We start from the raw sequence: 15,159 nt of genomic DNA on the forward strand, positions 1-15,159 counted from the left end.
GCAGAGGTGAGATATGAGTTTCGGCGCCAAGCATCTTCTCGGCATTGAGCACCTGGACTCGTCAGATATTACCACCCTTCTTGATTTAGCAGATCAATATGCGGACCGACCCACTGACATTGCGCATCGCAGCGTTTTGGCGGGAATGGCGCAGATCAACATGTTCTTTGAGAATTCCACGCGGACGCAAGCCAGCTTTGAGATTGCAGGCAAGCGGCTGGGTGCGGATGTGATGAACATTGCAATGCAGGCCAGTTCGATCAAAAAGGGTGAGACGCTGATCGACACGGCGTTGACGCTGAATGCGATGCACCCCGATCTCCTGGTCGTGCGGCACCCAAACTCTGGCGCAGTGGATTTGCTAGCGCAAAAGGTCAATGCAGCCGTATTGAACGCTGGCGATGGCAAGCATGAGCACCCCACCCAAGCATTGTTGGATGCTTTGACGATCCGCCGCGCCAAGGGCCGGTTGCACCGCCTTAGCGTTGCCATTTGTGGCGACATCACCCATAGCCGTGTGGCGCGTTCAAACATCTGGCTGTTGGGCAAGATGGAAAACCGCATCCGCCTGATCGGGCCGCCCACGCTGATGCCGAGCCAGATTGGTGAGTTTGGCGTCGAAGTGTTCGATAATATAGAAGACGGCCTAAAGGACGTTGACGTCGTCATGATGCTCCGTCTCCAAAAGGAGCGGATGGATGGCGGCTTCATTCCATCAGAGCGAGAATACTACCACCGCTACGGACTAAACGCGGCCAAGCTGGCCCACGCCAAAGACGACGCCATCGTCATGCACCCCGGCCCGATGAACCGTGGGGTGGAGATAGATGGCACCATAGCCGACGACATCAACCGCTCCGTTATTCAGACACAGGTCGAGATGGGCGTTGCCGTGCGGATGGCTGCAATGCATCTTCTGGCGCAGAACCGACGCGATGCAAAGCAAGCCGCAGGGGTCATGGTCCGATGCTGACAATCCCCAACACCGACCACGGCAAAATCCGCGTGTTCAGCGTTTCGGGGGCTGCTGCTGACCTTTTTAACAACAAGATCGAAGGGCTGGTCGCATGTTTTGGCAGCGCCCCCCTCAATCCTGACTTTGTGGACATCATCAAGCTGGACGATTTGGGGGAGATGACCCTGATCGACTACATCAATGAAGGCTATGACGTCGAACTCGATGCTGCAGACCGCGCCGCATTGTCGAAAACGGACAACATCGTCGTGTTGATTATGTCGCGGGCTCATGAAGGCGCGGAGGTGGAGCTTGTCTTGGGCGATAGCGTTCGGCATCTGACGACCCTTGGTCACGGGGCCCGTATGACGGTCGCTGCGAGTCTGGAAAGCGATGCTGCAACGGGCGTGATTTCGGGGCCACAGGGCGGAAAACCTCCAAAATCAGATGCGCGTATCGGCGGTATGGTGGCGACGTTGGCCCTTCTCATCATGTTTGCACTGGTGGCCGTGATGGTTTGGGTGGGTGGATGACACGACAAGGAAAGATCGCATGACCAAGATGCTGCTGAAGAATGCGCGGTTGATTGATCCCGTTGCCCTGACCGACCAACTCGGGTCACTGGTTGTCGAGAATGGCAAGATTTCCGACGTTCTAGAAGCTGCTGATGCCAAAGTTGCGAAGGCAGAGGTTATTGATTGCAAAGGCAAATGCCTCGCCCCCGGTATCATCGACATTGGTGTAAAGGTTAGTGAACCCGGGGAACGCCATAAGGAAAGCTTCCGCTCCGCTGGTCTTGCGGCTGCGGCGGGCGGTGTGACAACCATCGTGACGCGGCCCGATACCTTGCCCGCGATTGATACGCCTGAAACGCTTGAGTTCGTCGCAGCCCGCGCGAATGAGGATGCGCCAGTCAATGTCCTGCCGATGGCCGCCCTGACCAAAGGCCGTGCAGGGCGGGAAATGACGGAGATTGGATTTCTCCAAGACGCAGGCGCCGTAGGGTTCACCGACTGTGACCGCGTTGTTGCGGATACCAAGGTCTTCAACCGTGCTTTGACTTACGCCAAATCGCTCGACGCGCTGGTCATCGCGCATATTCAGGAACCGATCCTTTCAGAAGGCGCAGCCGTCACTTCGGGCAAGTTTGCGTCCCTGCGCGGATTGCCCGCCGTGTCGCCGATGGCGGAGCGGTTGGGTCTAGATCGTGACATCAGCCTGTTGGAGATGACAGGCGCGAAGTACCACGCCGATCAGGTCACGACCGCGCGGGCGCTGCCCGCGTTGGAACGCGCCAAGCGTAATGGGTTGGACATCACGGCAGGCGTTGGTTTGCATCACCTGACGCTGAACGAGCTTGACGTGGCAGACTACCGAACCTTCTTCAAACTCAAACCGCCACTCCGATCCGAAGACGATCGGATGGCGGTCATCCGTGCGGTATCAGACGGGCTCATTGACATCATTTGTTCGATGCACACGCCGCAAGATGAAGAAAGCAAGCGCCTGCCGTTTGAAGAGGCGGCGAGTGGCGCAGTTGGGCTTGAAACCTTCCTACCTGCAGTGCTGCGGCTCTATCACAACGGTCTGATCGACTTGCCACGGCTCTTCCGCGCCATGTCGCTGAACCCAGCACGGCGGCTTGGGTTAGAAGCTGGGCGGATAGTGGCGGGCGCGCCTGCCGATTTGGTCCTGTTTGACCCAGATGCACCGTTCGTTCTGGACCGCGGGACGCTTCGGTCGAAATCCAAAAACACCCCGTTTGATGGGCAACGAATGCAGGGCAAGGTACTGAACACATGGGTTGCTGGAAAGGACGTGACGCATGCCGATACTTGAATCGAGTTGGAGCGTCCTGCTGCTTTGGGCGGCGATCGGTTATCTGTTCGGATCAATCCCAAGCGGCGTACTTCTGGCCCGCGCAATGGGGCTGGGCAACCTGCGTGAGATCGGCTCCGGCAACATCGGCGCAACAAATGTCTTGCGGACCGGCAATAAAAAAGCAGCAGTCCTGACGCTGTTAATCGATGCCGGAAAAGCCATCGTCGCGATCCTGCTGGCGCGGGCGTTTATCGCTGAAGATGCGGTTCAAATTACCGCGATTGCAGCATTTTTTGGTCACTGTTTTCCGGTGTGGCTGAAATTCAAAGGCGGCAAAGGGGTAGCCACGTACTTTGGCATCATGGCTGTGATGGCCTTTCCGGCGGTCCTCGCATCCTGCGTGATCTGGTTGGTCGTCGCAGCTGTGTTCCGCTATTCGTCATTGGCTGCACTCATTACAGCCGGTTGTACGCCAATCGTGATGGTGTTCACCGGCAACGGCTTCACGTTCTTTTTGGGCGTCGTGCTCGGCCTTGGTATCTACCTGCGCCACCTTGGCAACGTCGGCCGTTTGAAGCGCGGGGAAGAGACAAAAATTGGGTCGAAGGGTTAGCGGTCATTAGTAGCTATAGTCTGCGTAGATCTGCGACAGATCACCATTCCAATCGCAGTGATAGCGGTCAAGCAATTCGTCCGCAGGTGTCTTACCGCTTTCAATGGACTCCTTAAGCGCGTTCAGAAAATGCGTTTCATCCTGCACCAGACCACCGGCACCGGGACGGGCGCGGTTCTTGAGACCCATCTCTGAAATCGCGACAACGTCGCGGGCGATGTCGTGGAGGTTGAGATCGCCGACTTTTGCCTGCAATCCATCGACCGAGGCTGCAACACGCAGCGCTTCGCGCTGCTCCGCCGTCCAGCCTTTGCAAAGGTCCCATGCCGCGTCGAGCGCCTCTTGATCATAGAGCAAACCAACCCAGAATGCGGGCAGCGCGCAAAGTCGCCGCCACGGGCCGCCATCGGCCCCACGTTGTTCGATGAATTGCTTGATACGCGCTTCTGGGAACACTGTTGTAAGATGATCGGCCCAGTCGGACAAAAGCGGCTTTTCCCCTGGCAAAGCAGGCAATTCGCCCTTCAGGAAATCACGGAACGACATGCCCAGCGCGGCGATATATTTACCGTCGCGGTAGACAAAATACATCGGCACATCGAGCACGTATTGCACCCAAGCCTCAAACCCGAAGCCATCTTCAAACACAAACGGCAGCATTCCCGTGCGGTCGGCATCGAGATCGCGCCAAATGCGGGAGCGCCATGATTTATGACCGTTCACCTTACCTTCAAAGAACGGCGAATTGGCAAAAAGAGCGACAGCAACAGGCTGTAACGCCAAAGATACGCGCAGCTTTTGAACCATGTCCGCCTCTGACCCGAAGTCGAGGTTCACTTGCACAGTGCAGGTGCGGCGCATCATGGCGGTGCCCATCGTGCCGACCTTTTCCATGTAGTTGTTCATCAACTTGTAGCGGCCTTTGGGCATCAAATGCATTTCCTCATGCGTCCACTCAGGGGCCGCCCCGAGGCCGATGAACTTGACACCGATGTGGTCGGAAACGGCTTTCACCTCTTCCAGATGGCTGTTCACCTCGTCACAGGTTTGGTGGATCGTCTTCAGCGGTGCGCCTGACAGTTCCAATGCGCCGCCGGGTTCAAGGCTGACGTTCGCACCACCTTTCTTGAGACCGATAAGCTTGCCGCTTTCCTCGATCGGGGCCCAGCCGAATTGATCGCGCAGGGCGGACAAAACCGCATGGATAGAGCGTTCACCCTCATATGGCAAAGGCTTGTGGGTATCGACGCAGTAACCGAACTTTTCATGTTCCGTCCCGATGCGCCATTCTTCCTTTGGCTTGCATCCATCCGAAAGGAGCTGCGCCAACTGGTCGTGGTTTTCGATGGGGCCGCCGCCGGATTGTGGGATGGACATGTGCGAGGCTCCAATTAACTGCGCAATGGATGTTTTGTCTGACCCAAGGGCAAGGTCAATGCAAGAGCGGTTTCGTCGCCCGCCAGATCACAACCCGATAATTGGGTTGGGTGGAAAGGCTGTGCAGCATTTTTTCGGTCTCGATCCCGGGCAAACTGGCAAATAGATCGAAAAGGTCATCTGACCCATCCGCGTTCACAGGGATCTCCAATCGGTCACCACGCACTGAGGTCAGAATCCAATGCGCCTTGGGCAATGCATCGGGTTCGAGTTCCAGCGTGGCGAGATCATCCATCTCCATCACGCCACCAGACAGCGGGCCAAAGTACGCAAGCCGCCGTTCGACGATCTTCACAACGCCGGGGCCTTGGCCATCTTGTGCAAATCGCAGCTTCTGCATCGCGCCTAGCGCCCAGACGACACCAAGGGCGATGAAGGCCCAGCCCAACCAGCGAACAGGGTCGTAGAAGGTGCTTAACCACCACGCCCCAAGGACACAAACACCGAGCGCTGCGATCACATCGCGGTAGCGCCAAAGGGTTGCGCGGGCATCTGGACGCAAGAAATCAGCCATTCAGCACCGTCGGATCTTTGAAGAGCATCCGTGTGAATTCTCCAATCTGGCGAAACCCAATGGCGATATAGGCTTTCGCTGCGGCGGTGCTGGCAGAGAAGAGAATTGCATCTGTCACACCGCGCACCTGCGCTTCTTTCTGGTGCATGGCAACTGCAAGGCAGGCATATCCACGATTGCGCAGGTCCCGTGGAGTGTAGACCCCGCCCACCTGCACACACGTGGGTGTCGTAGCGTTGAACCCCGTGGTGCAGACGGGTTTGCCATCGACGATCAAGACACGATGGCTGCCGTTCGTCAGATACTGCGCCATCGAATGTTTTGCGATGTCGCATGCCTCTTGTGGGTCGGTCTTCAAGGCCTCAACATCATAGGCCGTCCGCCAATCAAGCATAAGGTCGTAATCAGCATCTAAAAGCGGTACGAGCTTTGCGCCCTGCGTCGCAGGCCTATCTATGTCGGCCAGGGACAGCGCGAAATTCGGCTCCACCGCGTCCAACGTGGTTGGTATATCCTGCTCTAATGCAGAATTCAGGGCGGCCACCTGCGTGGCTGCCCCGATGATGCCAATGGCTTCAAGCCCCTTGAGCGCTTGTGCAGCGGCTTCAATTTGATCGGGCCGGAGCTGTGGAAAGATCTTCCCCCGTTGCATGACAGATAGCGCACCTGTGATCGCACCCGCGTCTTCAAATGGCTGAAAACGCATCGAATAATCGTGTCCTTCGGTGCTGTATTTGTCCAAATTCGACAGTGAAAACATCGATGTCGCGATTTGGGTTTGCAGCAATTCTTTGATTTTCGGCAGGTCAGCCTCTCCTGCCCGTCTCATACCCAATCCCCGAAGTGCTTTTGCCAAAGCGTCAGGGCGGCGACGGCAGCTGTATCCGTGCGCAGGATGCGGGGACCAAGGCTGATTGCATAGGATTGCGAAAGCGCGGTCAATTGCGCCCGTTCGGCATCAGAAAACCCTCCTTCTGGTCCAATCAGGATTGCCCAAGGACCGATTGGAAGGTCTGCAAGGGAATGGGTTTGGTGCACCAAACCTTCGTCGCAGATCAGCAGGTTGCGATCTTCTGGCCATGACTTAATGACGTCAGACAGCCTCGCCAGTTCGGCGACCTCGGGCACGAATGTTCCGCCACATTGCTCGGTCGCCTCGACAGCATGTGCCTGCAGCCGATCCCGTTTGATGCGGTTAGCGCTTTGAGTAAAATCCGTCTCAACCGGACAAATCCGCACCGCGCCAAGTTCCGTCGCTTTTTCCACGATAAAGGCAGTCCGCTCTTTCTTAATGGGTGCGAAGGTCAGCCAGACATCTGGCGGTTCTTGCAAAGGTTTTGTCTGAGCAATGCACCGCAATGCGCCGCCGCGCTTGTTACCTTCGACAACCTCCGCGTCCCACTCGCCATCTTTGCCGTTGATTAAAGACAACACGGTGCCAATGGGAAGGCGCATCACGGCAAAAAGATAATTTGCTTGCTCCCGCGACAACGGAACCATTTGCCCTTCCCCGAGGGCGTGATCTACATAGAGCCTAACCTTGGACGCCATGGGCAGAACCTTATGACCGAGCACTCACAGATGCCAGACGGAACCGTCGCAGATAGCACTGGAAACTGGGTCGATACGTGGGCGCCGATGACGACACGTCCTTATTTACGTCTGTCTCGCGCGGATCGACCCATTGGCACTTGGCTTCTCTTTCTGCCGTGTATGTGGGGGCTAGCCTTGGCGAGCCTGAGCACGGGGCGCTTTGGTCTGCATGACATTTGGACCATTGTCGGGTGCGGTGCAGGAGCATTTCTGATGCGTGGTGCCGGTTGCACATGGAATGACATTTCAGATCGTGATTTCGACGGATCGGTGGAGCGCACCAAATCCCGTCCGATCCCATCGGGCCAAGTATCAGTCCAGGGGGCAGTCATCTGGATGATTGTGCAAGCCATCCTCGCCTTCTTCATCTTAATCACCTTCTATGACACAGCCATCATCCTAGGTGTTTTGGCGCTACTGCCAGTGCTCATCTACCCCTTTGCCAAAAGGTTCACATGGTGGCCGCAAGCGTTCTTGGGGATCGCAATCAATTGGGGGGCGCTGCTCGCTTGGGCGGCACACACAAATGGGCTGAGCGTCGCGCCCATCATCCTCTACACCTCAGGAATCGCTTGGACCTTGTTCTATGACACTATTTACTCGCATCAGGACTCGGACGACGATGCGCTCATTGGCATCAAATCCACAGCACGCCTGTTTGGTGAAAAGTCCCACGCTTGGTTGCGCGGGTTCCTGACTTTGACAGTCTGTCTAATGGGGTTGGCAGTTCTGTTTGCCGTGCAGGAGCGTACAATTCTGTCACTTCTGGTCGCGCTTGGCGGGCCTTGGGCTTTGGGGTGGCACCTAACCTATCAGTTGACCAAGTTTGACCCATCGGATGATGCCTCCCTCCTAAAGATTTTCAGGTCGAACAGTTTTGCCGGATTCTTGCCGCTGCCGTTTTTCGCGCTTGCATGGTTCCTGTGATTGAACCACTACAACGCAGCGCATAAACTGCGTGTGTCGTCAGCGATGTGAAGCGAGAAACACGTGTCAGGCTTTTTCTTCCGTATCGGTGTTTTTGTGTTGGCTGCCTTGGCCTCGGTCTTGGCTGGGATGTGGGCTGCGCAAACGATCGAAAACCGATCTGTTTTGGCCGTGCAGGAAGACCTGATCGATCGCAATTTCGAATGGGCGTCGGTCGTTGGTGATGGCTTGCAGATCATCATCGAGGGCGAAGCTCCAACAGAATCAACCCGCTTCCGTGCAATGTCTGCCGCAGGTCGTATCGTCGATGCAAGCCGTGTGATTGATGGGATGTCCGTCAAAGAAAGCGCCGGCATTGCCGCACCTGAGTTCGCCATCGAAATCCTCCGCAATGACAGCGGTGTTTTCCTGATCGGGCTGATCCCTGACGCGATGGACCGTGATGCGCTAAACAACGACCTCGTCGATTTGGCAGACGGGTTGCCGGTGTCCGATCTTTTGGAAACGGCAGACTATCAGACTCCAGAGACATGGAACCGAGCGGTAAAGTTCGCCGTTCGGGCGTTGGAAGACCTGCCGCGGTCGAAGATTTCCGTGTCGTCAGATAGAATCGCCATCGATGCGATTACCGACAGTCGCGAAGAACAGGCTAGCCTTGAGCGTCAACTCACACGCAACCCGCCGGATGGTGTGGAGTTGGCGCTGAACGTGCGGGCCCCGCGTCCAGTTGTGGCACCTTTCACCACACGGTTTTCGTTGAATGAGGATGGTGCAAAACTGGCCGCCTGTGCGGTTGAAACAGAAGAAGCGGCTGATCTCATCCTATCCGCTGCGCGATTCCTTGGGTATCAACCAACGGAAACCTCCTGTGTTTTGGCATTGGGTGCGCCCTCGCGGGAGTGGGGCAAAGCTGTCGCCCTGTCAATCGACGCGGTTGGTGATCTTGGCGGTGGCACCGTCACTGTGTCAGACACCGACATTACCATCGTCGCCTTGCAAGGCACTGCAGAGGGTCTTTTCGATACGACAATCGGAACCCTGGAGAACGCGCTTCCAACGGCATTTGCGGTGACAGCCGAACTGCCAAAGGCACCTGATGAATCTTCTGAAGGTCCGCCCCAATTCGTGGCCACCCGCAGTCCAGAGGGCACAGTCCAATTGCGCGGTCGTGTGACCGATGAGGTAGCAAATTTGGTCGCCCAAAACTATGCCGCCGCCCGATTTGGGAAAGAAAATATTACCATGGGTACGCGTGTCGCCAGCAATCTGCCCAGCCGATGGTCGGTGCGTGTGTTGGCGGGTCTGGAAGCTCTTTCTGAGCTGTCCAACGGATCGGTTGTCGTCGAACCCGGAACGGTTGTCATCCGTGGCAACACGGGCAACCCGGACGCCAGCGCCGACATCACACGACTGATGATCGACAAACTTGGACAAGCAGCAGACGTCCAGATCGATGTGACCTATGTCAAACAACTCGATCCCGTCGCGGGCCTTCCGACGGTTGAGGAATGCATCGAGCAGGTGCAAACGCTCACATCCGTCAGGAAAATCCTGTTTGAGCCCAGTTCGGCCACGATTTCTGTCGGAACGCAGGGGCTGATGGATGACTTGGCAGAAATCCTGCAAAAATGCCCTGACCTGAAAATGCAGATTGCCGGATATACCGACAGCCAAGGCCGTGAGGTCATGAACCAGCAGTTGTCAGAAGACAGGGCGCGATCCGTGCTTGACGCCTTGCGCTTGCGTCGGATTCCAACAAGCAACTTCGTCGCCATCGGATTTGGTGAAGCGGACCCGATCGCTGACAATGGCACAGAAGAGGGGCGCGAGGCGAACCGCCGGATAGAATTTAGCCTAATCGTCCCTGAACCCATCGAAGAAGAACCGACAGCGCTCGAACAAATGGAAGCAAGCACCGATGCTGATGACGAAAGTGAATAGGATGACGCCGTGAACAGAACTGAATTCATCATCGCCATCGCGATTATTTTGTTCGTGGCCTATACGTTGGGCTGGTTTTCGCACTGGCTGGTCAACCGGTTCTCACGCGTGACGAAGGCAGACATTGGCGAGCTGGATAAGATGGCGCAGGCTCTGCACGAAGCCGAAGAAACCCGCGATCAGGCGATCACCTATATGCAGCAGCGCGAAGCGGAAATGACCAATCAGCTGAGCCAGACAGAGGCTGAGCTGAGGGCTGCGATGGATGGCTTGCGGGATGCGCGTCAGGAAGCAGAAGAACTGCGCAGCCAGCGCACCTAAGCTAGCTTTTCGCCCTCAACACCCGTCCGATGATATTGAGCAAAAGCTGCGCAGCCAATGTTGAGGTGCTGCCGGTTGGGTCGTAGTCCGGTGCAACTTCAACCAAATCGATCCCTACGATGCGTTGACGTTTTGCGACGGCGGCGATGAGTTCCAAGACCTCATAGTATAGAAACCCGCCATGACTCGGCGTGCCTGTTCCCGGCGCGATAGACGGGTCAAACCCATCAATATCTATGGTCAGGTAGATATTGGCATCGGCAGGAATGCGGTCCAGCAACGCCTCGACTCCTACCGCGCGACACTGACGCACCGACAGGATATCCGACCCCATCGCACAAGCATCAACGTAACCTTCTTTCGCGGTGGAGGAGACGTTTCGGATGCCGAACTGGGAGAGACCTGTCACATAGGGTTTCTCGGCCGCGCGGCGCATCGGGTTGCCGTGACCAAAACGGACACCGTGCCGTTCGTCCACGAAATCAAGATGCGCATCGATTTGCAGGACGTGGATCGGCCCCTGCCCGTCGAACGCGTTGATACAAGGGATGTTAATCGAATGATCGCCGCCCAAAACGACAGGGATCGCACCCACCTCTAAAATTTTACGCACACCGTATTCGATGTTTGCGTGGCTTTTGATCGTGTCGGTATGCACAATATCCGCATCGCCGAGGTCGACGATCTTTGTGCCTTTGCCGAGGTAAGTCTCATCATCTTCGTAGTCATAGGCACCGGCATGACCAAAGGAGAAAAGCGTCGACGCCTCACGAATGGCGCGGGGACCAAAACGAGCGCCGGGGCGGAATTGTGTGCCGAAATCGAACGGCGCACCAAGGATGGCGACATCTGCATCGATCGCGTCCCAATCTTCGACATAAGGATACTTCCCAAAGGTGGCTATGCCAACAAATGGCAGATTGAGCCGTCCGCTTTCATAGCCGTGGGACATGGTGCGTTCCTAATCGCGTGGGGCAGCCGCCCGATTGAGCCGATCATTGATTGCAGCGCCCAAATCATGCGTCGGGATCGGTGAAACCGCAATATGTTCTGCACCCATCTGATCGAGTTGGTGCAGACACTGAAACAGGTTCGCCGCTGCTTCGATCAAATCACCAGAGGGCGAAAGGTTGATCTCCGCATCAACAGGCCCGAAGCCCAGCAGCGTCTCCCCCCCCTCCACCGTGTCGGCGTTCAACCGAACCGTACCCTTGGGCGCATAGTGGGAGGCAAGTTGGCCCGGAGCGCTTGGCGTTTCTGCATGCTCTTGTCGGGTGAGTGGCGCGCAAATGCAGGCTTCAATCGCTTCAACTGGAATGCCGCCAGTGCGCAACAAAGTGGGGTCGCCTGCAAGGGAAATAATCGTCGACTCAATACCAACGGTGCAACGCCCACCATCCACGACAGCGTCAATCTTCCCGTCCAGACCAGCAATGACATGCTGCGCCTGCGTAGGGCTGACGCGACCGGACGGGTTGGCAGATGGCGCGGCCACGGGCACCCCTGCGCGCATCAGCAGGTCTTGAGCCAAGGCATGGCTGGGGACTCTAATTGCCAGAGTCTCAAGCCCCGCGGTGACCAGCTTTGATATGCCACTTTCGGCCTTCAACGGCAGCACCAAAGTCAAAGCACCGGGCCAAAAGGCTGATGCTAGACGTTCTGCCACATCCGACACCTCGACCAGTGCCCTTGCTGCCTCAATCGAAGGCACATGCACGATCAAAGGGTTGAAACTGGGACGGCCCTTTGCCTCATAAACGCTTGCAACTGCAAGACCATTTCGCGCATCAGCACCAAGGCCATAGACTGTCTCCGTCGGGAAGGCGACCAAACCGCCATCGAGCAGAATCGCGCCTGCGCGATCCGAATCTGACGGGCTGTCAGACAGGATTTTGGTATTTTTGGGCGCTGTGACGCTGCGTTTCAATTTTCGTGACCTACAGTAAGGCTAACGTAATGGTTAGAGTTGGTTCCATATCGCTGGGAACCAGAGAATCCAACCCGAGCTTATTGGAGGCCCACATGCCATATCGCGCGCCGGTCAACGACATCCGCTTTTTGATGGATCATGTTGTGAATTTTGCACAGGTCGCTGAGACTGAGAAGTTCAGCGAAGCATCCAACGACATGGTGGATGCCATCCTGTCCGAAGCTGCCAAGCTGAGTGAAGAGGTTTTGGCCCCCTTACAGCGTAATGGCGATTTATATCCTGCCAAGCTGGAGAACGGCGTTGTCCACACCTCCCCCGGTTTTGCTGACGGCTATGCCGCTGTGGCCGAAGGTGGCTGGATAGGTATCGCTGCTGATCCTGAATTTGGCGGTATGGGCCTTCCGATGGCGCTGACGACGGGCGTCAACGAGATGATGTCGAGCGCGTGCTTGTCCTTGCAGCTCAACCCGCTGATGACTCAAGGCCAGATCGAAGCGCTGGAAGACCACGCCTCTGACGAGATCAAGGCGATGTATATCCCGAAGCTCATCTCTGGCGAATGGTGCGGCACAATGAACCTGACGGAGCCACAGGCGGGTTCCGACGTCGGCGCGTTGCGATCGAAGGCAGAGCCAAATGGTGATGGCACCTACGCAATCTCTGGCCAGAAGATTTATATCAGCTGGGGCGACAACGACTTTAGCGAAAATGTCTGCCACTTGGTTCTGGCACGTTTGCCTGACGCGGTTCCTGGCACGAAGGGCATCAGCCTTTTCATGGTGCCGAAGTTCATCCCTAACGAGGACGGCAGCTTAGGTGAGCGGAACGGACTGCGCGTTGTAAGCCTTGAGCACAAACTGGGCCTGCACGGTTCGCCCACCGCTGTGATGGAATACGACAACGCCAAAGGTTGGCTCGTTGGGCCGGAGAACGGCGGTATGGCAGCCATGTTCACCATGATGAACAACGCGCGTTTGGGTGTTGGCGTTCAAGGTCTGGGTGTGGCAGAAGCGGCATACCAGCACGCGCTCGCCTATGCGAAAGATCGCAAGCAGGGCAAAGCAATCGGCACAGGTGCAATCATCGAACACGCCGACGTCCGCCGGATGCTGGCAGAGATGAAGGCGGATGTGTTTGCAGCGCGGTCTATTGCCATGATGAACGCAGTTGCCATCGACATGGCAAACGCCACAGGTGACGCCGATTGGGTAGCGCGTGCGGCCCTTTTAACGCCAATTTGCAAGGCGTTTGGCACCGATGTCGGGATCGAAGTTGCATCCAAAGGTGTGCAGGCACACGGCGGCATGGGCTTCATCGAAGAAACGGGTGCAGCACAATATTCGCGTGACGTCCGCGTGACCGCGATCTACGAAGGCACCAACGGTATTCAAGCGATGGACCTTGTGGCACGTAAGATGATGGACGGTGGCGAAGCAGCGACGCGCTTGATCGAAGAGATCGAGACCAACGCTGAGGCCGCAAAAGCACATGAACCAGAACTGGCCGAAGCGGTTTGGAGTGCAGCAGAAAGCCTGCGTGAAACAACCGAATGGCTGGTCGAACAGGAGATGACGGATCGCTTTGCCGGTGCCGTGCCTTACCTGCGGGCCTTTGCGCGCGTTCTTGGGGCCAATGCGCATCTGAAAGCCGCCATTCACGGCGACGAAACCCGCAAGCGTTTGGCGACGTTCTACATCAAGCGGATGTTGCCAGAGCACACAGGGCTTTTGGCCCATGTGCGCGAGGGCGGGTCAGACCTGATGGCCCTGACGCCAGATGATCTTGCTGCATGATACAAACACCATTTGAACAAGCACCAAAAGAGGGGGAGGCCATAGAGGTCTCCCGCGGTGTTTTGTGGATGCGGCTGCCGCTTCCGATGGCTTTGGATCACGTCAACGTTTTTGCCTTTGACGACCCCGACGGTTGGACGATTGTTGACACGGGCTTTGCCTCAAAACGCAGCCGCGCGATTTGGGAACGGCTTTTAGCAGGTCACTTGGGGGGGCGACCAGTTCGACGCCTGATCGTAACTCACCACCATCCCGATCACATAGGTTTGGCGGGCTGGTTTATCGAGATGGGCGCGGAACTCTGCATGCCGCGCACCGGATGGTTGATGGCGCGGATGCTAACGATGGACGAACAAACCGTCCCGTCACCCGAAGCGATCACGTTCTACACCCGCGCCGGAATGGATGCCGTAGTGCTGGAAGAGCGCCGGACGGAGCGGCCCTTTAACTTCGCCGATTGCGTCCTGCCATTGCCACAAGGCTATACGAGGCTGGCCGCTGGTGGGAAGATTACTTTTGGTGGGCGCATGTGGGATATCCGCATGGGCCACGGCCACGCGCCAGAGCACCTGACGTTGTGGAGCCGAGATGGCGATCTGGTGATTGGCGGCGACCAGTTGTTGCTGTCGATCAGCCCGAATTTAGGTGTCTACCCGACAGAACCAGAAGCCGACCCAGTGCGCGAATGGTTGGAAAGCTGCGAATATTTTCAGCAGTTTGCCACCAACGACCAGTTTGTCCTTGCGGGGCACAAACTGCCCTATCACGGTCTGCCAAAGCGGCTTGAGCAGATGATCTCCAACCATCATGAGGCGTTAGATCGTCTATTGGCGTTCCTCGATACGCCAAAGACGGCTGGAGAGTGTTTCTTGCCGCTTTTCAAGCGCAAAATTAGCAGCGGCGAATATGGGCTCGCCTTAGTGGAGGCGGTCGGCCACTTGAACCATTTGCACCAGACAGGCAAAGCCAGCCGCTCATTGAACGACCAAGGCGCCTACGTCTTCGAACGATTGGATTAGTGCCGCGCAGCCATGCGATTGTGCAGGCGCGTCAGGATCCGGCTGGCTGTGGTTTCGCAAGCGGCTGGTCTGAGCGCGTGTATAAGCGCGGCACCAGCAGCAACAAAAAGCCAAAACCCAAAACTGGCGGCAAAGCGCATGTGTTGAAAGTAGCTTTCATCAACCGATGCTGAGTGATCGAGGAATAGCTTTTGGATGGGTCGGGTTGTCATGGTGTGCCTCTCAATTTGATGAGGCAAATCTATGCTACATAGATCGCACTCTTGTCCCAAAGATCATTTTATTTCTCCTATTC

Annotated in this window: 16 protein-coding genes; 9 read left to right on the forward strand and 7 right to left on the reverse strand. The window is 56.6% G+C overall.

The window, feature by feature from the left end:
• Positions 1 to 13: 13 nt before the first annotated feature.
• Genes ACTF5F_RS03725 through plsY form a run of 4 tightly spaced genes read left to right on the forward strand, consistent with a single transcriptional unit; the run spans position 14 to position 3,389 of the window.
• Positions 14 to 973: an aspartate carbamoyltransferase catalytic subunit gene (locus tag ACTF5F_RS03725; RefSeq protein WP_438955541.1), complete on the forward strand. Its 960-nt coding sequence runs from the start codon at positions 14 to 16 to the stop codon at positions 971 to 973.
• Complete coding sequence (locus ACTF5F_RS03730) at positions 967 to 1,488, forward strand: hypothetical protein (RefSeq protein ID WP_438955542.1); 522 nt, start codon at positions 967 to 969, stop codon at positions 1,486 to 1,488. The genes ACTF5F_RS03725 and ACTF5F_RS03730 overlap by 7 nt, the downstream gene beginning before the upstream one ends.
• Before the next feature lie 19 nt (positions 1,489 to 1,507).
• Complete coding sequence (gene pyrC / locus ACTF5F_RS03735; RefSeq protein ID WP_438955543.1) at positions 1,508 to 2,794, forward strand: dihydroorotase; 1,287 nt, start codon at positions 1,508 to 1,510, stop codon at positions 2,792 to 2,794.
• A complete protein-coding gene (plsY, locus tag ACTF5F_RS03740) occupies positions 2,781 to 3,389 on the forward strand; it encodes a glycerol-3-phosphate 1-O-acyltransferase PlsY (protein ID WP_438955544.1) in 609 nt (202 codons plus the stop codon). Before pyrC ends, plsY begins: the two co-directional genes overlap by 14 nt.
• Positions 3,390 to 3,395: 6 nt before the next feature.
• Here plsY and ACTF5F_RS03745 read toward each other — a convergent pair whose 3' ends face one another.
• The 4 genes from ACTF5F_RS03745 to ACTF5F_RS03760 are packed head-to-tail and all read right to left on the reverse strand — an operon-like array spanning position 3,396 to position 6,891.
• A complete protein-coding gene (locus ACTF5F_RS03745) occupies positions 3,396 to 4,766 on the reverse strand; it encodes a glutamate--cysteine ligase (protein WP_438955545.1) in 1,371 nt (456 codons plus the stop codon).
• A 55-nt stretch (positions 4,767 to 4,821) separates the two neighbouring features.
• Positions 4,822 to 5,340: a hypothetical protein gene (locus ACTF5F_RS03750; RefSeq protein WP_438955546.1), complete on the reverse strand. Its 519-nt coding sequence runs from the start codon at positions 5,338 to 5,340 to the stop codon at positions 4,822 to 4,824.
• The gene (locus tag ACTF5F_RS03755; RefSeq protein ID WP_438955547.1) at positions 5,333 to 6,169 is read right to left on the reverse strand and encodes a GNAT family N-acetyltransferase; all 837 of its coding nucleotides are present in this window, start codon (positions 6,167 to 6,169) and stop codon (positions 5,333 to 5,335) included. Before ACTF5F_RS03755 ends, ACTF5F_RS03750 begins: the two co-directional genes overlap by 8 nt.
• Complete coding sequence (locus tag ACTF5F_RS03760) at positions 6,166 to 6,891, reverse strand: 16S rRNA (uracil(1498)-N(3))-methyltransferase (protein WP_438955548.1); 726 nt, start codon at positions 6,889 to 6,891, stop codon at positions 6,166 to 6,168. Before ACTF5F_RS03760 ends, ACTF5F_RS03755 begins: the two co-directional genes overlap by 4 nt.
• Before the next feature lie 12 nt (positions 6,892 to 6,903).
• On the opposite strand from ACTF5F_RS03760, the gene ubiA reads away from it, so the two are divergent.
• From ubiA to ACTF5F_RS03775, 3 genes are all read left to right on the forward strand, one after another.
• Entirely contained in the window at positions 6,904 to 7,860 is a 957-nt protein-coding gene (gene ubiA, locus ACTF5F_RS03765) for a 4-hydroxybenzoate octaprenyltransferase (RefSeq protein ID WP_438955549.1), read from the forward strand.
• 63 nt (positions 7,861 to 7,923) lie between these two features.
• Entirely contained in the window at positions 7,924 to 9,801 is a 1,878-nt protein-coding gene (locus ACTF5F_RS03770) for an OmpA family protein (RefSeq protein WP_438955550.1), read from the forward strand.
• Positions 9,802 to 9,810: 9 nt separating this feature from the next.
• Positions 9,811 to 10,122, forward strand: a complete 312-nt coding sequence (locus ACTF5F_RS03775) for a hypothetical protein (RefSeq protein ID WP_438955551.1) — start codon at positions 9,811 to 9,813, stop codon at positions 10,120 to 10,122.
• Position 10,123: 1 nt separating this feature from the next.
• Here ACTF5F_RS03775 and speB read toward each other — a convergent pair whose 3' ends face one another.
• On the reverse strand, positions 10,124 to 11,074 hold the full coding sequence (gene speB / locus ACTF5F_RS03780; protein WP_438955552.1) for an agmatinase: 951 nt from the start codon (positions 11,072 to 11,074) through the stop codon (positions 10,124 to 10,126).
• Between the two features lie 9 nt (positions 11,075 to 11,083).
• Positions 11,084 to 12,049, reverse strand: coding sequence for an L-threonylcarbamoyladenylate synthase (locus ACTF5F_RS03785; protein ID WP_438955553.1), 966 nt, complete (start codon positions 12,047 to 12,049; stop codon positions 11,084 to 11,086).
• A 95-nt stretch (positions 12,050 to 12,144) separates the two neighbouring features.
• Between ACTF5F_RS03785 and ACTF5F_RS03790 the strand changes: the two genes are divergently transcribed.
• Complete coding sequence (locus tag ACTF5F_RS03790) at positions 12,145 to 13,845, forward strand: acyl-CoA dehydrogenase (protein ID WP_438955554.1); 1,701 nt, start codon at positions 12,145 to 12,147, stop codon at positions 13,843 to 13,845.
• A complete protein-coding gene (locus ACTF5F_RS03795; protein WP_438955555.1) occupies positions 13,842 to 14,864 on the forward strand; it encodes an MBL fold metallo-hydrolase in 1,023 nt (340 codons plus the stop codon). The genes ACTF5F_RS03790 and ACTF5F_RS03795 overlap by 4 nt, the downstream gene beginning before the upstream one ends.
• Here the strand turns inward: ACTF5F_RS03795 and ACTF5F_RS03800 are convergent.
• Positions 14,861 to 15,076 carry a DUF6356 family protein gene (locus tag ACTF5F_RS03800; protein WP_438955556.1) on the reverse strand — a complete coding sequence of 72 codons (216 nt, stop codon included), beginning with the start codon at positions 15,074 to 15,076 and terminating at the stop codon, positions 14,861 to 14,863. The genes ACTF5F_RS03795 and ACTF5F_RS03800 overlap by 4 nt on opposite strands.
• Positions 15,077 to 15,159: the final 83 nt, after the last annotated feature.

The sequence above is a fragment of the Cognatiyoonia sp. genome (genome assembly GCF_965661665.1).
Classification (GTDB): domain Bacteria; phylum Pseudomonadota; class Alphaproteobacteria; order Rhodobacterales; family Rhodobacteraceae; genus Cognatiyoonia.

What these genes read in the sequence shown, in the direction of transcription:
- ACTF5F_RS03725 (WP_438955541.1), top strand. Translation starts at nt 14, where the DNA reads ATGAGTTTCGGCGCCAAGCATCTTCTCGGCATTGAGCACCTGGACTCG.
- ACTF5F_RS03730 (WP_438955542.1), top strand. Translation starts at nt 967, where the DNA reads ATGCTGACAATCCCCAACACCGACCACGGCAAAATCCGCGTGTTCAGC.
- pyrC (WP_438955543.1), top strand. Translation starts at nt 1,508, where the DNA reads ATGACCAAGATGCTGCTGAAGAATGCGCGGTTGATTGATCCCGTTGCC.
- plsY (WP_438955544.1), top strand. Translation starts at nt 2,781, where the DNA reads ATGCCGATACTTGAATCGAGTTGGAGCGTCCTGCTGCTTTGGGCGGCG.
- ACTF5F_RS03745 (WP_438955545.1), bottom strand. Translation starts at nt 4,766, where the DNA reads ATGTCCATCCCACAATCCGGCGGCGGCCCCATCGAAAACCACGACCAG.
- ACTF5F_RS03750 (WP_438955546.1), bottom strand. Translation starts at nt 5,340, where the DNA reads ATGGCTGATTTCTTGCGTCCAGATGCCCGCGCAACCCTTTGGCGCTAC.
- ACTF5F_RS03755 (WP_438955547.1), bottom strand. Translation starts at nt 6,169, where the DNA reads ATGAGACGGGCAGGAGAGGCTGACCTGCCGAAAATCAAAGAATTGCTG.
- ACTF5F_RS03760 (WP_438955548.1), bottom strand. Translation starts at nt 6,891, where the DNA reads ATGGCGTCCAAGGTTAGGCTCTATGTAGATCACGCCCTCGGGGAAGGG.
- ubiA (WP_438955549.1), top strand. Translation starts at nt 6,904, where the DNA reads ATGACCGAGCACTCACAGATGCCAGACGGAACCGTCGCAGATAGCACT.
- speB (WP_438955552.1), bottom strand. Translation starts at nt 11,074, where the DNA reads ATGTCCCACGGCTATGAAAGCGGACGGCTCAATCTGCCATTTGTTGGC.
- ACTF5F_RS03790 (WP_438955554.1), top strand. Translation starts at nt 12,145, where the DNA reads ATGCCATATCGCGCGCCGGTCAACGACATCCGCTTTTTGATGGATCAT.
- ACTF5F_RS03795 (WP_438955555.1), top strand. Translation starts at nt 13,842, where the DNA reads ATGATACAAACACCATTTGAACAAGCACCAAAAGAGGGGGAGGCCATA.
- ACTF5F_RS03800 (WP_438955556.1), bottom strand. Translation starts at nt 15,076, where the DNA reads ATGACAACCCGACCCATCCAAAAGCTATTCCTCGATCACTCAGCATCG.